The 15,443-nt window shown below is 71.7% G+C and carries 15 protein-coding genes and 1 riboswitch; of the genes, 12 read left to right on the top strand and 3 right to left on the bottom strand.

Annotation, left to right across the window (positions count from 1 at the left end; all coding sequences use genetic code 11):
* The gene (locus QWU11_RS13590; RefSeq protein WP_290107024.1) at window positions 1-1,095 is read left to right on the top strand and encodes a S1 family peptidase; all 1,095 of its coding nucleotides are present in this window, start codon (window positions 1-3) and stop codon (window positions 1,093-1,095) included.
* Between the two features lie 96 nt (window positions 1,096-1,191).
* Here QWU11_RS13590 and QWU11_RS13585 read toward each other — a convergent pair whose 3' ends face one another.
* Complete coding sequence (locus QWU11_RS13585; RefSeq protein ID WP_290107001.1) at window positions 1,192-1,743, bottom strand: hypothetical protein; 552 nt, start codon at window positions 1,741-1,743, stop codon at window positions 1,192-1,194.
* A gap of 113 nt (window positions 1,744-1,856) precedes the next feature.
* Here QWU11_RS13585 and QWU11_RS13580 point away from each other — a divergent pair, with 113 nt between their 5' ends.
* The 5 genes from QWU11_RS13580 to QWU11_RS13560 all read left to right on the top strand — a co-directional run bounded on the left by QWU11_RS13580 (window position 1,857) and on the right by QWU11_RS13560 (window position 6,796).
* Window positions 1,857-2,867, top strand: coding sequence for a LuxR family transcriptional regulator (locus tag QWU11_RS13580; protein ID WP_290106979.1), 1,011 nt, complete (start codon window positions 1,857-1,859; stop codon window positions 2,865-2,867).
* 66 nt (window positions 2,868-2,933) lie between these two features.
* Window positions 2,934-4,172, top strand: a complete 1,239-nt coding sequence (locus tag QWU11_RS13575; RefSeq protein WP_290106948.1) for an alpha/beta fold hydrolase — start codon at window positions 2,934-2,936, stop codon at window positions 4,170-4,172.
* 82 nt (window positions 4,173-4,254) lie between these two features.
* Window positions 4,255-4,656, top strand: coding sequence for an STAS domain-containing protein (locus tag QWU11_RS13570; protein WP_290106893.1), 402 nt, complete (start codon window positions 4,255-4,257; stop codon window positions 4,654-4,656).
* A gap of 19 nt (window positions 4,657-4,675) precedes the next feature.
* The gene (locus QWU11_RS13565) at window positions 4,676-5,890 is read left to right on the top strand and encodes a GAF domain-containing SpoIIE family protein phosphatase (protein WP_290106862.1); all 1,215 of its coding nucleotides are present in this window, start codon (window positions 4,676-4,678) and stop codon (window positions 5,888-5,890) included.
* A 132-nt stretch (window positions 5,891-6,022) separates the two neighbouring features.
* Window positions 6,023-6,796, top strand: a complete 774-nt coding sequence (locus QWU11_RS13560; protein WP_290106760.1) for a SigB/SigF/SigG family RNA polymerase sigma factor — start codon at window positions 6,023-6,025, stop codon at window positions 6,794-6,796.
* An 18-nt stretch (window positions 6,797-6,814) separates the two neighbouring features.
* Here QWU11_RS13560 and QWU11_RS13555 read toward each other — a convergent pair whose 3' ends face one another.
* The gene (locus QWU11_RS13555) at window positions 6,815-7,240 is read right to left on the bottom strand and encodes a ChaB family protein (RefSeq protein WP_290106730.1); all 426 of its coding nucleotides are present in this window, start codon (window positions 7,238-7,240) and stop codon (window positions 6,815-6,817) included.
* A gap of 100 nt (window positions 7,241-7,340) precedes the next feature.
* Here QWU11_RS13555 and QWU11_RS13550 point away from each other — a divergent pair, with 100 nt between their 5' ends.
* On the top strand, window positions 7,341-7,469 hold the full coding sequence (locus tag QWU11_RS13550; protein ID WP_290106711.1) for a hypothetical protein: 129 nt from the start codon (window positions 7,341-7,343) through the stop codon (window positions 7,467-7,469).
* Window positions 7,470-7,555: 86 nt separating this feature from the next.
* On the opposite strand, the gene QWU11_RS13545 is transcribed toward QWU11_RS13550, so the two are convergent.
* Window positions 7,556-8,785, bottom strand: a complete 1,230-nt coding sequence (locus tag QWU11_RS13545) for a cation:proton antiporter (RefSeq protein WP_290106634.1) — start codon at window positions 8,783-8,785, stop codon at window positions 7,556-7,558.
* A gap of 534 nt (window positions 8,786-9,319) precedes the next feature.
* Window positions 9,320-9,434: riboswitch (SAM riboswitch) on the top strand.
* 85 nt (window positions 9,435-9,519) lie between these two features.
* On the opposite strand from QWU11_RS13545, the gene QWU11_RS13540 reads away from it, so the two are divergent.
* The 5 genes from QWU11_RS13540 to QWU11_RS13520 are packed head-to-tail and all read left to right on the top strand — an operon-like array spanning window position 9,520 to window position 15,442.
* Complete coding sequence (locus QWU11_RS13540; protein WP_290106574.1) at window positions 9,520-10,608, top strand: ABC transporter substrate-binding protein; 1,089 nt, start codon at window positions 9,520-9,522, stop codon at window positions 10,606-10,608.
* On the top strand, window positions 10,575-11,711 hold the full coding sequence (locus tag QWU11_RS13535) for an ABC transporter ATP-binding protein (RefSeq protein ID WP_290106561.1): 1,137 nt from the start codon (window positions 10,575-10,577) through the stop codon (window positions 11,709-11,711). Before QWU11_RS13540 ends, QWU11_RS13535 begins: the two co-directional genes overlap by 34 nt.
* On the top strand, window positions 11,708-12,583 hold the full coding sequence (locus QWU11_RS13530; RefSeq protein WP_290106535.1) for an ABC transporter permease: 876 nt from the start codon (window positions 11,708-11,710) through the stop codon (window positions 12,581-12,583). The genes QWU11_RS13535 and QWU11_RS13530 overlap by 4 nt, the downstream gene beginning before the upstream one ends.
* Window positions 12,576-13,403 carry an ABC transporter permease gene (locus QWU11_RS13525; protein WP_290106497.1) on the top strand — a complete coding sequence of 276 codons (828 nt, stop codon included), beginning with the start codon at window positions 12,576-12,578 and terminating at the stop codon, window positions 13,401-13,403. Before QWU11_RS13530 ends, QWU11_RS13525 begins: the two co-directional genes overlap by 8 nt.
* A complete protein-coding gene (locus tag QWU11_RS13520; protein WP_290106473.1) occupies window positions 13,400-15,442 on the top strand; it encodes a hydantoinase/oxoprolinase family protein in 2,043 nt (680 codons plus the stop codon). Before QWU11_RS13525 ends, QWU11_RS13520 begins: the two co-directional genes overlap by 4 nt.
* The last annotated feature ends 1 nt before the right edge of the window (window position 15,443 follow it).

Below are 15,443 nucleotides of genomic sequence, written 5' to 3'. Positions count from 1 at the left end.
ATGAAAGTTCGTACCGCCGCGTGTGCCGTCGCCGTAGCCGCGACGGCCGCCTTCTCCGCGGTCGCGCCGAACGCGGAGGCCGCGCCGGCGAAACCGGCCGGGCACCAGGACGTGAGCAAGCTCGCCAGCACGCTGGCCAAGCGCCTGGGCGCCCGTAGCGCCGGCTCCTATCTCGACCCGGCGACCGGCAGGCTCGTGGTCACCGTCACCGACGGCACCGACGCCCAGAGCGTCCGCGCCGCCGGTGCGACTCCCCGCTTAGTCGACCGCAGCGGCGCGGACCTCGAAAAGGCGAAGGCGAAGCTCGACCGTTCCGCCCGTATCCCCGGCACCGCCTGGGCCGTCGACCCGGCCACCGACCAGGTCGTGATCTCCACCGACCGGTCCGTCAAGGGGGCGAGGCTGACCAAGCTCAAGGCCGTCGCCGGCAAGCTCGGACCGGCCGCCAGGATCGTTCCCCTGAAGGGCAGGCTGGGCACGCTCGACGGTCCCACCATGCTGGACGGCACCGCCATCTACGCCGGGGCCTCCGGAGGCACGGCCCGCTGCTCACTCGGCTTCAACGTCTTCAACGGCGCCCGGCACTTCTTCATCACCGCCGGGCACTGCACGCACCTGAGTGCGACGTGGTTCGCCAACCAGGGCCTGACCAGCCGACTGGGCAGCAACACCGGCCACGCCAACGTCTTCGGCGCCGGCGGTGACTACGGCGTCGTCGAGTACGACACCGGCGGGATCCACGTTTGGGGCACGGTGGCCGGCACGCGGCAGTTCATCTCCGGCTCGGGCGACCCGTTCGTCGGCGAGTCGGTGCAGCGCAGCGGCAGCACCACCGGAGTCCGCGGCGGCACCGTCACCGCGCTGAACGTGACCGTGACCTACTCCAGCGGAGAGACGGTCAACGGCCTGACCCAGACGACGGCGTGCGCCGAGCCGGGTGACAGCGGTGGCCCGTTCTACAGCGGCGGCACCGGCCTCGGAATGCTCTCCGGCGGCTCCGGCAACTGCTCCGTCGGCGGAACGACGTTCTTCCAGCCCGTCGCCCCCGTGCTGCGGGACTTCGCCTTCACGCTGTGGGACACGCCCCAGCCCTGACGAACGTACGACCCGGCGGTCCCGGCTCGTCACCGAGCCGGGACCGCCGGGCTCGTGTCCCTCGGCCCGACGACGCTGATCACGCCCCCGCGCAGATCAGTGAGCGTCCGGCTGGTCCAGGTCGGGACAGAGGTCGTGAATGGTGCCGTGCTTCAGCGTGATGGTCTTGAAGCCGGCCGGGCTGAACGCGATGCGGTAGGTCCCGTTGATCGTGTAAAGACCGCGCGGCAGGTTGCTGGTGCCCGCGGCGAGGCGGGCGATGACCGGTCCGACGACGTGCCAGAGCATCGAGCCGTCCGTGCCGTAGTCGATCGCGGCGCTCCCGCTGGCGTCCACCACGGTGCCGGCGCCCGTGTCGGCGTTGCTGACATCGAGGAACAGCGCACCGACGGCCAGCTGCCGCTTGGGTGTGCCGTCCGGATACGTCTCCACCACCTTCGTGCGGACCCGGTTCACCAGGACGTCGTAGTGCACGGGGAAGTCGCACAGGACGCCCGCGGCGGCGTCGAACGGCGGAATCTGCTCGGGAGTCCAGCCGCCACGCGTCGTCGCGGCCGAGGCGGACGAGACGGTGCCGGCACCGGCCGGCACCGCGCCTCCGGCGAGCATGGCGGCAACGGCGGCGGCGGTGATCATCGTACGGCGCACGATCGTTCCTTCCTGCGGGACTGAGTCGTCCTTGACCGGGTTCCATCCTCCGGAGGCCGGTGTGCCGGGGAAATCCCTAGACCTGGGGGGTTGCGCGTTGCGACACTCGTCGGGTGGCCGCCACGCTGGAGTCCGTCTTCCGAACCGCGCCGCAGGCCGCGGCACACGCCGACACCCTGCCGGACCTGGCCGGTGAGCTGTCGCGGCGGCTCCACCGGCTCGTACCGCACGACGGGCACATGCTCTCCGGTACGGACCCGGTCACCGGGGCCGGATGCTTTCTCACCGAGCACAACGGCTACACCTGCGATCACTTCCGGCGGGTGAAAGACGGCGAAATGCTCTCCCCGGGCGGCCGCCGCTCCCTCGTCACCGTGCTGGGCACCGGCGTTCCCACTCCACCCGGCAGCGCGCCGCTGCTGGACCTCATGGCCGGCGAGGGCTGGGGCGGTGAGATGCGGCTCGCCCTGGTCGGCCGCGGCGTTCTCTGGGGCACGCTCGTCCTGCTCCGGGAGCGGGGACGCCCGCCGTTCACGCCGGCCGACGTCGACGGAGCCCGGCGGGTCGTGGCCCCGCTGGCGGAGTCGCTGCGGCGGTACGTCACCCGGGGGGCGCCGCACCCGGCGCGCAGCACGATGGCGCCCGGTGTGCTCATCGTCGACGAGGCCGACGCCATCACGTCCGTGACCCCGACCGGACGCGACTGGCTCCGCCTGTGCTTTCCCAACCTCACCCTCGACACTGACGACGACCTGTCGATCACCCTGTGGAACTTCGCCGCCGCCGCCCGGCAGGAGAACGGCGCGGTGCTCAGCCGTGTCCCGACCGCCGACGGCTGGGTCGCGCTCCAGGCCCAGCATCTGGCCGGCGCCCGGCACGGTGAGGTGGCCATCACCGTCCAGTCGGCCACCGCCGGGCAGCTGCTGCCGGCGGTGACGGCGTGGTACGGCATCACCACCAGAGAGCGCGCCGTGATCGAGCAGGTCCTCGACGGCCGCTCCAGCAAGCAGATCGCCCGCAGCCTCGACCTGTCGCAGCACACGACGAACGACCACCTCAAGGCCATCTACCGCAAGATCCAGGTGAGCGGCCGCAGCGAACTCTTCGCCACGCTGTCCCGCTGACGCCCCCGTCGGCGGGGGCCGGTTTACTGGAGCGACCGGAGCGGTCCGACGTCGAAGGTGAGCGCGATGAGTGTCACGGTCCACCCGCCAGGCCTGGTCCTGACGGAGCATGAGTTCCAGGTTCCGCTGGACCACTCACTCCCCGACGGGGACCGGATCACCGTGTTCGTACGGGAGGTGGCCGATCCCGACGGCCGTGACCGCCCCTATCTGCTGTACCTGCAGGGCGGCCCGGGACACGAGGCGCCCCGCCCGACGAGGTCGCCCACCAGCCCCGGCTGGCTCGACCGGGCGCTGCGCGACTACCGGGTGCTGATGCTGGACCAGCGCGGCACCGGCCGGTCCACCCCGGTCGGCACGCTGCCCGGGATGTCGCCCGACGAGCAGGCGCGCTACCTGGCGCACTTCCGCGCCGACACGATCGTGGCCGACGCCGAGTTCATCCGCGCCGCGATGGAGGTGGAGCGCTGGAGCGTGCTCGGCCAGTCCTTCGGCGGCCTGTGCGCCCTGACCTACCTGTCGCGCGCGCCTCACGCGCTGCGGGAGGTGATGTTCACCGGCGGGCTGCCGCCGGTGGAGCGCCATCCCGACGAGATCTACCGGGCCACTTACACGTCCATGCTCGAACGCAACCGCCGCTACTACCGGCGCTATCCGGGCGACCGCGACCGGGTCCTGGCGCTCCACGACCTGCTCGCCGGCGGCCGGGTGACGCTGCCGAACGGCGACCGGCTCACCTCCCGCCGGTTCCGGCAGCTCGGCAACGTGCTGGGCATGAGCGACGGCGCCGAGCACCTGCACTACCTGCTCGAACGCGATCCTGCGTCGCCCGCGTTCGGCCACGACGTCCAGGCGGCGCTCCCGTTCTCCGGGCGCAATCCGCTCTACACCGTGATCCACGAGGCCTCCTACGCCGACGGCCACGCCACCCGATGGTCGGCCGAACGCACGCTGCCCGCCGAGTTCGCCGAGGACGCCACGCTGCTCACCGGAGAGCACGTCTTCCCCTGGATGTTCGACGACTGCGGCGAACTGGCGCCGCTACGTGAGGCGGCGCATCTCCTGGCCGAGTGGGAGTGGCCGCGGCTCTACGACGCCGACGCCCTCCGCGACTGCCAGGTCCCCTGCGCCGCCGCCATCTACGCCGAGGACCCCTACGTGGACCGCGCCTTCTCCGAGGAGACCGCGCGGCTCATTCCCACGATGAGACCGTGGCTGACGAACGAGTACGAGCACAACGGCCTGCGCGCCGCCGGCGGCCGCATCCTCGATCGCCTCATCGCCCTTGCCCGCGGCCGGGAATGAAAGGGGAGAACGGGACCGGTCGGCTATTCTCAGCGGGCGCGTACGAATACTCCGTAGTACGCGCCGAGCCGCTGGAGGTTGCATGGAGCTCGACATCGACTCCTCGGTGACCGACGACGACGTCGTCGTCCTGACGATCGGCGGCCCCATGGACGTCGAGACCTCCCCGCGGCTGCGCGACTCGCTGGTCCGTCTCGTCGACCAGGGGCATCACCGGTTCGTGCTCGACCTGAGCCGGGTCGACTTCATCGACTCCATCGGCCTGGGCGTGCTCGTCGGCATGGTGCACCGGCTGCGGCCCTATGACGGCTCGCTTGCCGTCGCCGCTCCGTCGTCCCAGGTCAGCCACGTCCTGCAGGTGACCCAGCTGATCCGCGCGGTCGCGGTGTTCGACACCGCCGACGCCGCCGTCAGCGGCGTCCGCGACGGGGGCGCCGTCGTCTCGAGGGCCCGGCGCTCGGGCGAGCAGGCGTCGGCCGGCTGAAACCGTACGCTTGGTAGCCGTGAGGACCCCCGCCGAGCTGTCGGCCGCCGCCGAGGTCAGGCTCCAGCAGATCCAGGCGATCACGGATGTCGCGTTCGCGCACATGGACGACGAGGCGCTGCTGGGCGAGATGCTGGAGCGCGTACGCGAGATCATGCGAGTCGACACCGCCGTCGTGCTGCTGCTCGACGACTCGCGCCGGCGGCTGGTGGCGACCGCGGCCCGGGGGATCGAGGAGGAGGTCCGCCAGAGCGTCCAGGTTTCGGTGGGCAAGGGTTTCGCGGGGCGCGTCGCGGCCGAACGCCGTCCGGTGATCATCGAGAACGTCGACGCCGCGAACGTGGTCAACCCCCTCCTCGTGCAGCGAGGCGTCCGTTCGCTGCTCGGCACCCCGCTGCTCGTGGGCGGCGACCTGCTGGGCGTCCTGCACGTCGGCACGCTGACCACCCGCCGGTTCATCGCCGAAGATGTGGAGTTCCTGCAGCTCGCGGCCGACCGTGCCGCGATGGCGGCGCACTCGCTCCGTACCGCCGCCGAACGCTCGGCGGTCCGCGAGCTACAGCGCAGCCTGGTGCCCTCGGAGCTCCCGTCGATTCCCGGCGTCGACATGGCCGCCCGCTACAGCCCGGGCACGTCGGTCGTCGGCGGAGACTGGTACGACGTGTTCACGCTGCCGTCCGGCGAGCTGGGCGTGGTGATGGGGGACGTGGCCGGGCAGGGCCTGCGCGCGGCCGTGATCATGGGGCGGATGCGCAGCGTGCTCCGCGCGTACGCGATGGAGTCCGACGATCCGGCGCTGGTGCTCGACAAGCTCGACCGCAAGATGCAGCACTTCGAGCCCGGTGTCATGGCGACCGTGCTGTACGCGGTCTGCGACCCGCGGCTGCGGTGGGCGCGGATCGCCTCGGCCGGTCACTGGCCTCCGGTGCTCGCCGCGCCGGGGAGCGTCGGCGCCCTGCTGGAGGTCGCCCCGGGGCTGCTGATCGGCCTCGACGAATATCCGCGGCGCCGGTCGACGACGGTGGAGATCCCGCCGGAGGCCGTGCTGTGCCTCTACACGGACGGGCTCATCGAGCGGCGGGACACCACGATCGAGACGAACCTCGCCCGGCTGTGCGACGCGGTCCGGCCCGGGCCGCCCGACGCGGTCTGCGCCACGGTGATGGCGGAGCTGGTCGGCCGCGAGGCCGTACCCGACGATGTCGCCCTGCTGGCCCTGCGGCGAACACCGTGACCAAGGGGTAGTGCCCGCCGTGTTGCGTTTCACGCCACGGAGGTCGATCATGTGAGTAGTGCTTGGGCAACGACGCCGCCCTGCCGTCAGCGGGTCATCCGACCCGCCCTCCACGATTCGAGGAGTACCGGCATGCCCACGCACGACGCCTATGACGATGGCCGCGCCGAAGAGCTTCTTCACGAGCTCACGAGCCTGTCTCCGGAAGACGCCCGCTGGGAGCGGATTCGTTCCGAGCTCGTACGGATGCACATCCCGCTCGTCCGCCACATCGTCCGCCGCTACACGGGCCACGGCGAGTCCAGGGAAGACGTCGAACAGGCCGCGATGCTCGGCCTGGTCAAGGCGATCAACCGGTACGACGCGGCGTACGGCGGACGTTTCCTGTCGTTCGCCATGCCCACGGTGACCGGCGAGGTCAAACGGCACTTCAGAGACCACACCTGGTCCATGCGCATGCCGCGCCGCCTCCAGGAACTCCGCCTCGCTCTGCGCACCGCGCGGCAGGACTTCGTGCACGAGCACGGCCGCCCGCCGACGGTCCCGGAGATCTCCGCGCTTCTCGGGATCAGCGAGGAGGAGACCATCGAGACGCTCGGCGCCACCGACGCGTACCAGCCCATGTCGCTGGACGTCCCGGTCAGCGACGACCAGGACACGTCCTCCCTCGGCGATCTCATCGGGGACGACGACCCCGACCTGGAGACGGTCCTGGACCGCAACACCCTGCGCCCGCTGCTGGAGGGCCTGCCGGCCCGCGAGCGCTCGATCATGCTGCACCGCTTCTACGGGAACAAGACCCAGGCGGAGATCGCGGACCTGCTCGGCATGTCGCAGATGCACGTCTCCCGGCTCATCACCCGGACCCTGGCCCGCCTGCGCACCCAGCTACTCCAAGACGCCTGACCGCTGCGGGCCCGTGGATCAGGAGCGGGCCCTGGCGGTCGCCCGGTCGTTGGCCTTCTGCAGCGCCTTGACGAGCTCGTCCTTGCTCATCTGCGAGCGGCCCGGGATCTCCATCCGCTTGGCGAGGTCGTACAGGTGCTTCCTGGAGGCGTTCGCGTCCACCCCGCCGGCCGTCTCGCGTGAGGTGTTCCGCCCTCCTCTCGCCTGCGCGTCCGAAGGGCCCTTGGCCCCCTTGTCCTTCGGCTCCCAGTGATCGCCGACCTTCTCGTGCGTGTGCTTCAGCGCGGCGTAGGCGACGCGGTTCGCCCGCTCGCCCTCGCCGTACTCCTCGACGGCCGAGTCGTGCGTCTTGGCGAAGGTCCGCTGCGCCTTCGCGTCCGACCGCTTGATCGTGGCGGGCAGCTCGCTCTGCTTCGCCGTGCCCTTCTTCGTGGTCTTGGGCATGTCCCCTCCTTCGCACAGTCACCTGTGGCGAGACCTACCCGCTGAGGCCCGATGACACCTGCGCCGCCGCGATGCGCCGTCCTTTCATCGGAGCGACAGCATGCACATCGCCAAGACCGCGGTGATCGCGGGCGTGCTGATCGCGGGATTGATCGGCCGGCTTCTCGGTCGCAACGGGCTCGGCCTGGTCCTGATCGTGCCGTCGGCGCCCTCGCCGGCATGGCGGTGAACGTCGTGGTCCTTCCGCCCCCGAGGCGTTCGTGTGAGGGGTCCCTTCACACCCCAGATCGACGGACGGCGACACGGTCACGCGCACTACACCGCCTGGGGCTCGCCCGCCCGTTCGGAGCGGAGGTCGGCCAGTTCGGCCGGCGACGCGGGGGCGTTCGGCAGGAGCGGGCCGGCCAGGGCCGTCGTGACCAGGGCCATCACGACCATCATCGTGAACATCTGGCCGTCGAGGACGCCGAGGCCGACGCCGACGTTGAGGATGATCAGCTCGGTCAGGCCGCGGGTGTTCATCAGCAGGCCCAGAGTGCCGGCCTCACGCCACGGCATTCCCGTGAGTCTTCCGGGGATCGTCGCGCCGATCATCTTTCCGGCACAGGCGACGATAATGATCGCGGCCAGTTCGACGAAACCGCGACCGGAAATGCCACTGATGTCGACGTTAAGTCCGGTAACGATGAAAAAGACCGGAAGTAGCACCATGCTGATTCCGTCGAACGGCCGCTTGACGCCGTCGGCGAGTATCGTGAACGGCTCGCGCGGCATGACGAAGCCGAAGGCGAAGGCGCCGAAAATGGCGTGAATGCCGATCCACGTCGTGGCATAAGAGGACAGGAAGAGTCCCGCGACGAGCATGATGACGTACACCGGTGGCACCCGGTCGGTGATCCATCTGCGGGTCATGAAGGCCAGCAGCGGGCGCACGGCCAGCGCCATGACCGCCACGTAGATCGCCGCCAGGACGGCGATCTGCACCATGTGCCCGGTGGCGCCGTTGGCGGTGACGATCGCCGCGGTCAGCGCGAGCAGGCACCACGCGAGCACGTCGTCGACGGCCGCGCTGGCCAGTGCGAGAGCGCCGACGCGGGTGCCCATCATGCGGTGCTCGGTCAGCATCCGGGCGAGCACGGGGAACGCGGTGATGGACATCGCCGCGCCCATGAACAGTGCGAACGCCGTGAACGAGGTGTGGTGGCCCTTCACGCTGTCGTGGTGGGAGTACAGCAGCGTCGCCAGGGCGACGCCGAGGCCGAAGGCCAGCGCGATCGAGCTGATCGAGACCGCGCCGGCCGCGCCGCGCCGCCCGCTCAGGAGCCGCCGGTCGAACTCCCAGCCGATGCCGAACATGAAGACCAGGAGCCCGACCTGGGCGATGGCCGAGAGATAGGGCCGCGCCTCGACGGGGAAGATGTGCGCGGTGGGGTTGCCCGGGAAGAGCCCGAGCAGGCTGGGCCCGAGCGCGATACCGGCGATGATCTCGCCGATGACCGGTGGCTGCCGCAGATGGCGGACCAGGCGGCCGAGGACCGCTCCCACCACCAAGACAATGGCGATATCGGCCATTACGGCCGCGACCAATAAGTCGGAATGTTGCGCGAGGCTCTTCATGGGGCGCTCCGTATCCAGGGGTCAGGAATGCAGAATCACCGGGGGCCGACTGCCATGGTCACACGGCGCGCCGGGGTTACGCCATGGTGCGATGAACGGTTCTCCCGCCGTTGTACACGCGGCCGCGGTCATCGGGTTTCCGCCAGGTAACGGTCGAGGATCGAGGCGCGGCCGGTGATCGCGGCCTGCCGAAGCGCACGCCGAGGTCGGCGAGGACGACGCCGCCGTCGACCACGCCGCCCGCCAGGTCGCCCGGGGGCGACCCGCCAGGCCGCCCATGCCGACGTCGTCATGGAGGACGGCCGCCTCGCCGAACAGGGCGACCACGAGCACCTGCGGACGCCAGCGGCGCCTACGCGGCGCTGTGGGCGGCGTGGGTCGCGCCGGTAACGAGCAGGTCAGCAGGTGTGGCGCTCGCCACTGCTGATTAATACGACCGGTTTTGTCTGGTAACGTCCCTGGCGTCACGAGTTCCAGCGTCAAGCCCCGGCTTGCTGGGCGGCAACCCTCCGACCGCGGTGGGGTGCTCCGGGTGAGGACATGGTCGTCGAACCGGACACGGCGACAAGCGCGGATTGTGCGGCCGAGCCCTCCCACAGGGCCGCCGGGCCTTGTCACGACGCGCGTGGTCACCGGCCCGGGTCGTGCAAGGAGGAACAGACGTGAGAAGACGATCGGCGCTGGCCGCCTCGATCGGCGCGGTGGCGCTGCTGGCGACCGCGGCGTGCGGGGTGGACACGGCGGACACCGGCGGTTCGGCCAAGAACGGGAACGCGATCACCGTCACCGTGTTCGCCGGGCCGTGGGAGGACCTGTTCAAGAAGTCGTTCGTCGAGCCGTTCGAGCACGACACCGGGGCCAAGGTGAACCTCGTCCCGGGCGCCAACGCCGAGTGGCTCACCAAGCTGCGGGCCTCGGGCGGTGAGAACCCGCCGTTCGACCTCGTCGTGTTCACCCCCGACGCGGCCCGCCCGGCCGCCGCCGCCAAGCTCCTCCAGCCGCTGGACACCGGAAAGCTGCCCCACTGGAGCGAGCTCGACCCGGTGCAGACGCAGGTGGACAACCTCTCCGGCGCGCAGTACGGCGTCCCGCTCACCATCGGCTCGACCGGGCTGCTCTACCGTACGGACAAGATCAAGCAGACGCCGGCCGACTGGCAGGACATCTTCGACAGGCAGTACTGCGGTCACGTCGCGCTGCCGCCCCTCACCTACAACCCCGGCCTGGAGTTCTTCAGCGCGCTGGTCCGCAGCGAGGGCGGGAAGCTGTCCGACCCCGCCGCCGTCGACCGGGCGTTCACGCAGCTGAAGAGGCTGAAGGGCTGTGTGTCCTCCTACCCGGCGAACGCGACCGCGGTGCAGACCGCCGTACAGAACGGCGACGCGTGGGTGGTGCCGTACTGGGACGGGCGGGCCTTCGCCATGGCCCAGACCGGCACCAAGGTCGGGTTCACCTACCCCAAGTCCGGTGCCGTCGGCGCGCTCAGCAGCTACTTCCTGACGGCCGGGACCAAGAAGAGCGACCTGGCCTACAAGTTCCTCGACTACCTGAGCGACCCGGTGCACCAGAAGCCGTTCGCCGAGGGCAACTGGTACGCCGGCTCGAACGACAAGATCCAGTACAGCACGGCGTTCGACGACAAGATCAAGCACGGCCCGGACGTCTACAAGTCGTTCAACTGGGTCGACTACGCCGTCGCCACCCCGAAGCTCAACGAATGGCAGCAGCGGTGGAACCAGATCTTCAGCTGACCGGCGCGCCGTCGGGTTCGGACGCAAGCGAGCCGGACGGCGCGGGTCACGTCGAGATCGAGGACCTCACCGCCGGCTACGACGGCACGCGGGTCCTCGACCTCGAACGGCTGTCCATCCGCCGGGGCGAGTTCCTGTCGATCCTCGGCCCGAGCGGATGCGGCAAGACCACCCTGCTCAACTGCGTCGCCGGGTTCGTGACGCCGGGCGGCGGCCGGATCCTGGTCGACGGGACCGACATCACCCGGCTGCCCCCGTACCGGCGCGGACTGGGCATGGTCTTCCAGAACTACGCCCTGTTCCCGCACCTGAGCGTCGCCGACAACGTCGCGTACGGGCTGCGGGTCCGCAAGCTGGGCAAGGCCGAACGGGCCGAACGGGTGGATGAGGCTCTGCGCCTGGTCGGGCTGGAGGAGTACGCCGGGCGGCGTCCCCGGCAGCTGTCCGGCGGGCAGCAGCAGCGGGTCGCGATGGCCCGCGCGCTGGCGACCCGCCCGGCGGTGCTGCTGCTGGACGAGCCGCTGTCCAACCTCGACGCCAAGCTGCGCCGCGAGATGCGCGTGGAGCTTCGCGCCATCCAGCGCCGCGTCGGCACCACGATGGTGTTCGTCACCCACGACCAGGAAGAGGCGCTGTCGCTGTCGGACCGCATCGCGGTGCTGAACGGCGGCCGGCTCGAACAGCTCGGCACGCCCGACGAGGTCTACCGGCGGCCCGCGACCCGGTTCGTGGCCCAGTTCATCGGCGCCGCCAACGTGCTGGAGGGCACGGTGCGCGAGGACGCGGTCCTCGACGCGGGCGGCGTCACGTTCGAGGCGCCGGGCCTGGTGCCCGGCCGCGACGCCGTCATCGCGATCCGGCCCGAACGCGTCCGGCTCGCCCACGGGGACGTCGCCGGAGCGAACGGGACCGTCGCGTACCGTGCGTTCACCGGCGACGCCTGGCAGGTGGAGGTGCGGGTGACGGGCGGGCCGACGCTGACCGTCCAGGTCGCCGACACCGGGGCGGGCAGCGTGGACCCGCCGGGCGTCGGTAGCGCGGTCACGCTGAGCTGGGACCCGGCCGACGTGATCGTCCTCGACTCGGGGGCCGATCGGTCGTGACGGCCCAGGCTCAGGGGAGAACGCGGTGGCGCGGCGCGGCGTACACGCTCCCGCTCGTCGCCTTCCTGACGGCGCTGTTCCTCGTGCCGCTCGTGCAACTGCTGCGGCTCAGCTTCCGGCCGGTGGACGAGAACAACACCGCGCTGTCCGGCGTCACGTTCCACCAGTACGCCCGCGTCCTCACCGAGTCCTACTTCTACGGCTCCCTCGGCCGTACGGTCCTGACCGCGCTGCTGGTGACGGTGCTGTGCGTGGTGCTGGCCTACCCGGCCGCGTACACGCTCGCCCGCCGCCGCCCCGGCGTGCTGCGCACGGTGCTGTTCGTCATCGTGATCTCGCCGCTGCTGACGAGCGTGGTGGTGCGCAGCTACGGCTGGGTCGTGCTGCTGTCCGGCGCGGGCCCGGTGAACCGCGCCCTGGTCGCGACGGGCCTGCTGCACCAACCCGCACACCTGCTGACCAGCTACACCGCGGTCGTGGTGTCGGTGACCCACGTCCTGCTGCCGTTCGCGATCGTGCCGCTGACCACCGCCCTGGGCGGGCTGGACCGCGACCTCCACCGGGCCTCGCAGAGCCTCGGGGCCGGTCCGGTACGGACGTTCGCGCGCGTCACGGTGCCGCTCAGCCTGCCCGGCGTCGTCACCGGCGCGCTGATCGTCTTCGCGCTGACGATGGGGATCTACATCACCCCGCTGCTGGTCGGCGGCGTCAACCAGCCGCTGGCCGGAATCCGCGTCTACGACCAGGTGTCCACCGTCTATGACTACCCGGTCGCGGCGGCGCTGAGCTTCGCGCTGCTGGCGATCACCGTGGTCTCCACGTCGGCGCTCGGCACCGCCTTCCGACTCTGGGAGCGCCGTCTCTATGGCTGACCTCAGGCCCGACCTGCGCCGGACGCGCGTGTCCGCCGGCCGCCTCGCCACCCTGACCGGCCGCCTGCTGGCGGTGCTGGTCTTCCTGTTCCTGCTCGCGCCGCTGGTGGTGCTGGTCGCGAGCTCGTTCAACCCGCGCGCCTCGGTGGCGTTCCCGCCGCAGGGCTTCTCCACGCGCTGGTACTCGGCCGTGCTGAGCTCGCCCGACTGGCTGGTCTCCTTCCAGCTCAGCGGGCTGCTGGTCCTGCTCGTGGTACCCACCACGGTCGTGCTCGGCACACTCGCCGCGTACGGGCTGGTGCGCGGCGCCTTCCCCGGTCGCGGCCTGCTGCGCGGGCTGGCGCTCTCGCCGCTGATGGTGCCCGAGGTCATCACCGCGCTCGGACTGCTCTACTACTTCCACGGGCTCGGGCTGATCGACACGGTCGCGGGGCTGTGGCTGGCCCACTCGCTGGTCGCGCTGCCGTTCGTGGTCCGCGCCGTCATGGTCAGCGCCGCCGCGCTGGACCCCACACTCGAACGCGCGGCGGCGAGCCTGGGCGCGAACGGCCCGAGAGTCTTCCTCACCGTGACGCTGCCGCTGCTGCGCTCCGGCATCCTGGCCGGCGCGCTGCTCGCCGCGGTCACCTCGCTGGGAGAGGTGGCGGTCACCGCACTGGTGGCCGGCGCGCACACCACCACGGTGCCGCTGCGCATCTTCTCGGCGGTGCAGTTCCAGCTCGACCCGTCGGTGACGGCGGTATCGACCCTGCTGATGGCGGCCAGCGTGATCGTGATGATCGCGGCCGACCGGTTCGCCCGGATCTCGGAGGTGCTGTGACCGGCGTACGAGTGGGAATCGACGTCGGCGGGACCTTCACCGACGTGGTCCTGGCGGTGCCCGGCGACGGCCGCGTGCTCCACCACAAGGAGCCGAGCACGCCCGGCGACCCGTCGCGGGCGGTCGCCGACGGCCTGGCCGCCATCGTCGCGGCGGCCGGCCTGTCGCCGGGCGACCTGACGAGCGTCACGCACGGCACGACGATCGGCCTGAACGCCGTCATCCAGCGGCGCGGCGCCCGGATCGCCCTGGTCGTCACCGAGGGATACCGCGACGTACTGGAGATCGGGCGCAGCCGGATGCCCTCCTCCTTCGACCTGTACGCCGGGAAGGAGGAGCCGCTCGTTCCCCGCGACCGGATCGTGGAGATCGCGGCCCGGCTCGGGCCGGACGGCGAGCGGGTGGCGGTGCCGGACGAGGCGGAGCTGGACCGGGTGGCCGCCGAGCTGACCGCCGCCGAGGCCGAGGCGGCGGCCGTCGTGGTGTTGCACAGCTACACCGACCCGGCCTTCGAGGAGGAGGTGACCGCGCGGCTGCGGGAGCGGCTGCCCGACCTGCGGCTGGCTTCCTCCGCGACCATCTGGCCCGAGGTACGCGAGTACGAGCGCACCCTCGTGGCCTGCCTGAACGCCTACATCCAGCCGTTGATGCGCGGCTACTTCGACCGGCTCGCCGAGCGCCTCGCCGGCATCGGCGTCACCGCGCCGATCTACATCACCGCCTCCAACGGCGGGTCGCTGGGCCTGCCCGCGGCCGCCGCCCGGCCCCTGGAGACCGTGCTGTCCGGGCCCGCCTCGGGAGTGATGGCGGCGGCGCGGCTGGCCGGCGGGGGAGAACCCGACCGCCTGGTCACCTTCGACATGGGCGGGACGAGCAGCGACATCGCCGTCGCGGTCTCCGGGCGCCCCGAGTTCACCACCCACACGACAATCGGCGGGCTGCCGCTGATCCTGCCCGTGGTCGCCGTCACCGCCATCGGCGCGGGCGGCGGCTCCGTGGTCTGGGTCGACGAGCAGGGCCTGCTGAAGGTCGGGCCGGACAGCGCGGGCGCGGACCCCGGCCCGGTCGCGTACGGGCGTGGCGGCACCCGCCCGACCGTCACCGACTGCTATCTCCTCACCGGGATCATCGACCCGGCCGTCTTCCTGGGCGGCCGGATGGGCCTCGACGCGGACGCCTCCGCCAAGGCGCTGGCCGGCGTCGCCGCCCGCCTCGGCTGGGGCGACGACGGGGAGGCCGCCGCGGTCGCCGCGCTGCGGGTCGCCACCGCCGCGATGGCCACCGAACTGCGCAAGACCCTCGCGCAGCGCGGCCTCGAACCCGCGCGCTTCACGCTCGTCCCGTACGGCGGCGCGGGGCCCACCCACGCCGCGATCCTCGCGGAGGAGGTCGGGATCGGTCACGTCGTGGTGCCGCCCACGGCCGCGACCTTCTGCGCGCTCGGCGCGGCAGGGGCCGACCTGCGCCGCGACTTCGCGCGCAGCATCCGGCGCCGCCTCGACGAGGACGGCGCGGCGCGGCTGCGTGAGATCCTGGCGGACCTGGCCGGCCGGGCGCACCGCTGGCTGGCCGACCAGGGAGCCGCGACCGGAACGCCCGAGCTGCTGTTCTCCGCGGACCTGCGCTACGCGGGCCAGGCGTACGAGCTGCGCGTGCCGCTCGACGGCGCCGCGCCGGAGGCCGCGGACGTGGCCGAGGCACTGCACGCCGGGCACGAGCGGCTCTACGGCTTCCGCGACACCGACGCCGCGATCGAGCTGGGCACCGCCCGGCTGGCGATCGTCGCCGCGACCGGCGAGATCCCGCCGTCCGCCGTGCCCCGTGGTGAGGGGACGCCCGGTCCTTCGAGCCGGCGGTCCGTGCTGCTGGCCGGCGGCCGGGTCGACGCCGAGGTGTACGACCGGGCCGGGCTGCGCGCCGCCGACCGCCTGTCCGGCCCCGCGATCGTCGAGCAGGACGACACCACCGTGCTCATCCCGCCCGGCTGGTCGGCCGACGTCGACCCGGCCGGCAACCTGCACCTGCGCCGGAGGCCCTGAT

The organism is Actinomadura sp. DC4, assembly GCF_030406325.1.
Classification (GTDB): Bacteria; Actinomycetota; Actinomycetes; order Streptosporangiales; family Streptosporangiaceae; genus Actinoallomurus.
The sequence above is the reverse complement of the archived record's forward strand: the minus strand, read 5'-3'. Positions and strand labels throughout refer to the sequence as shown.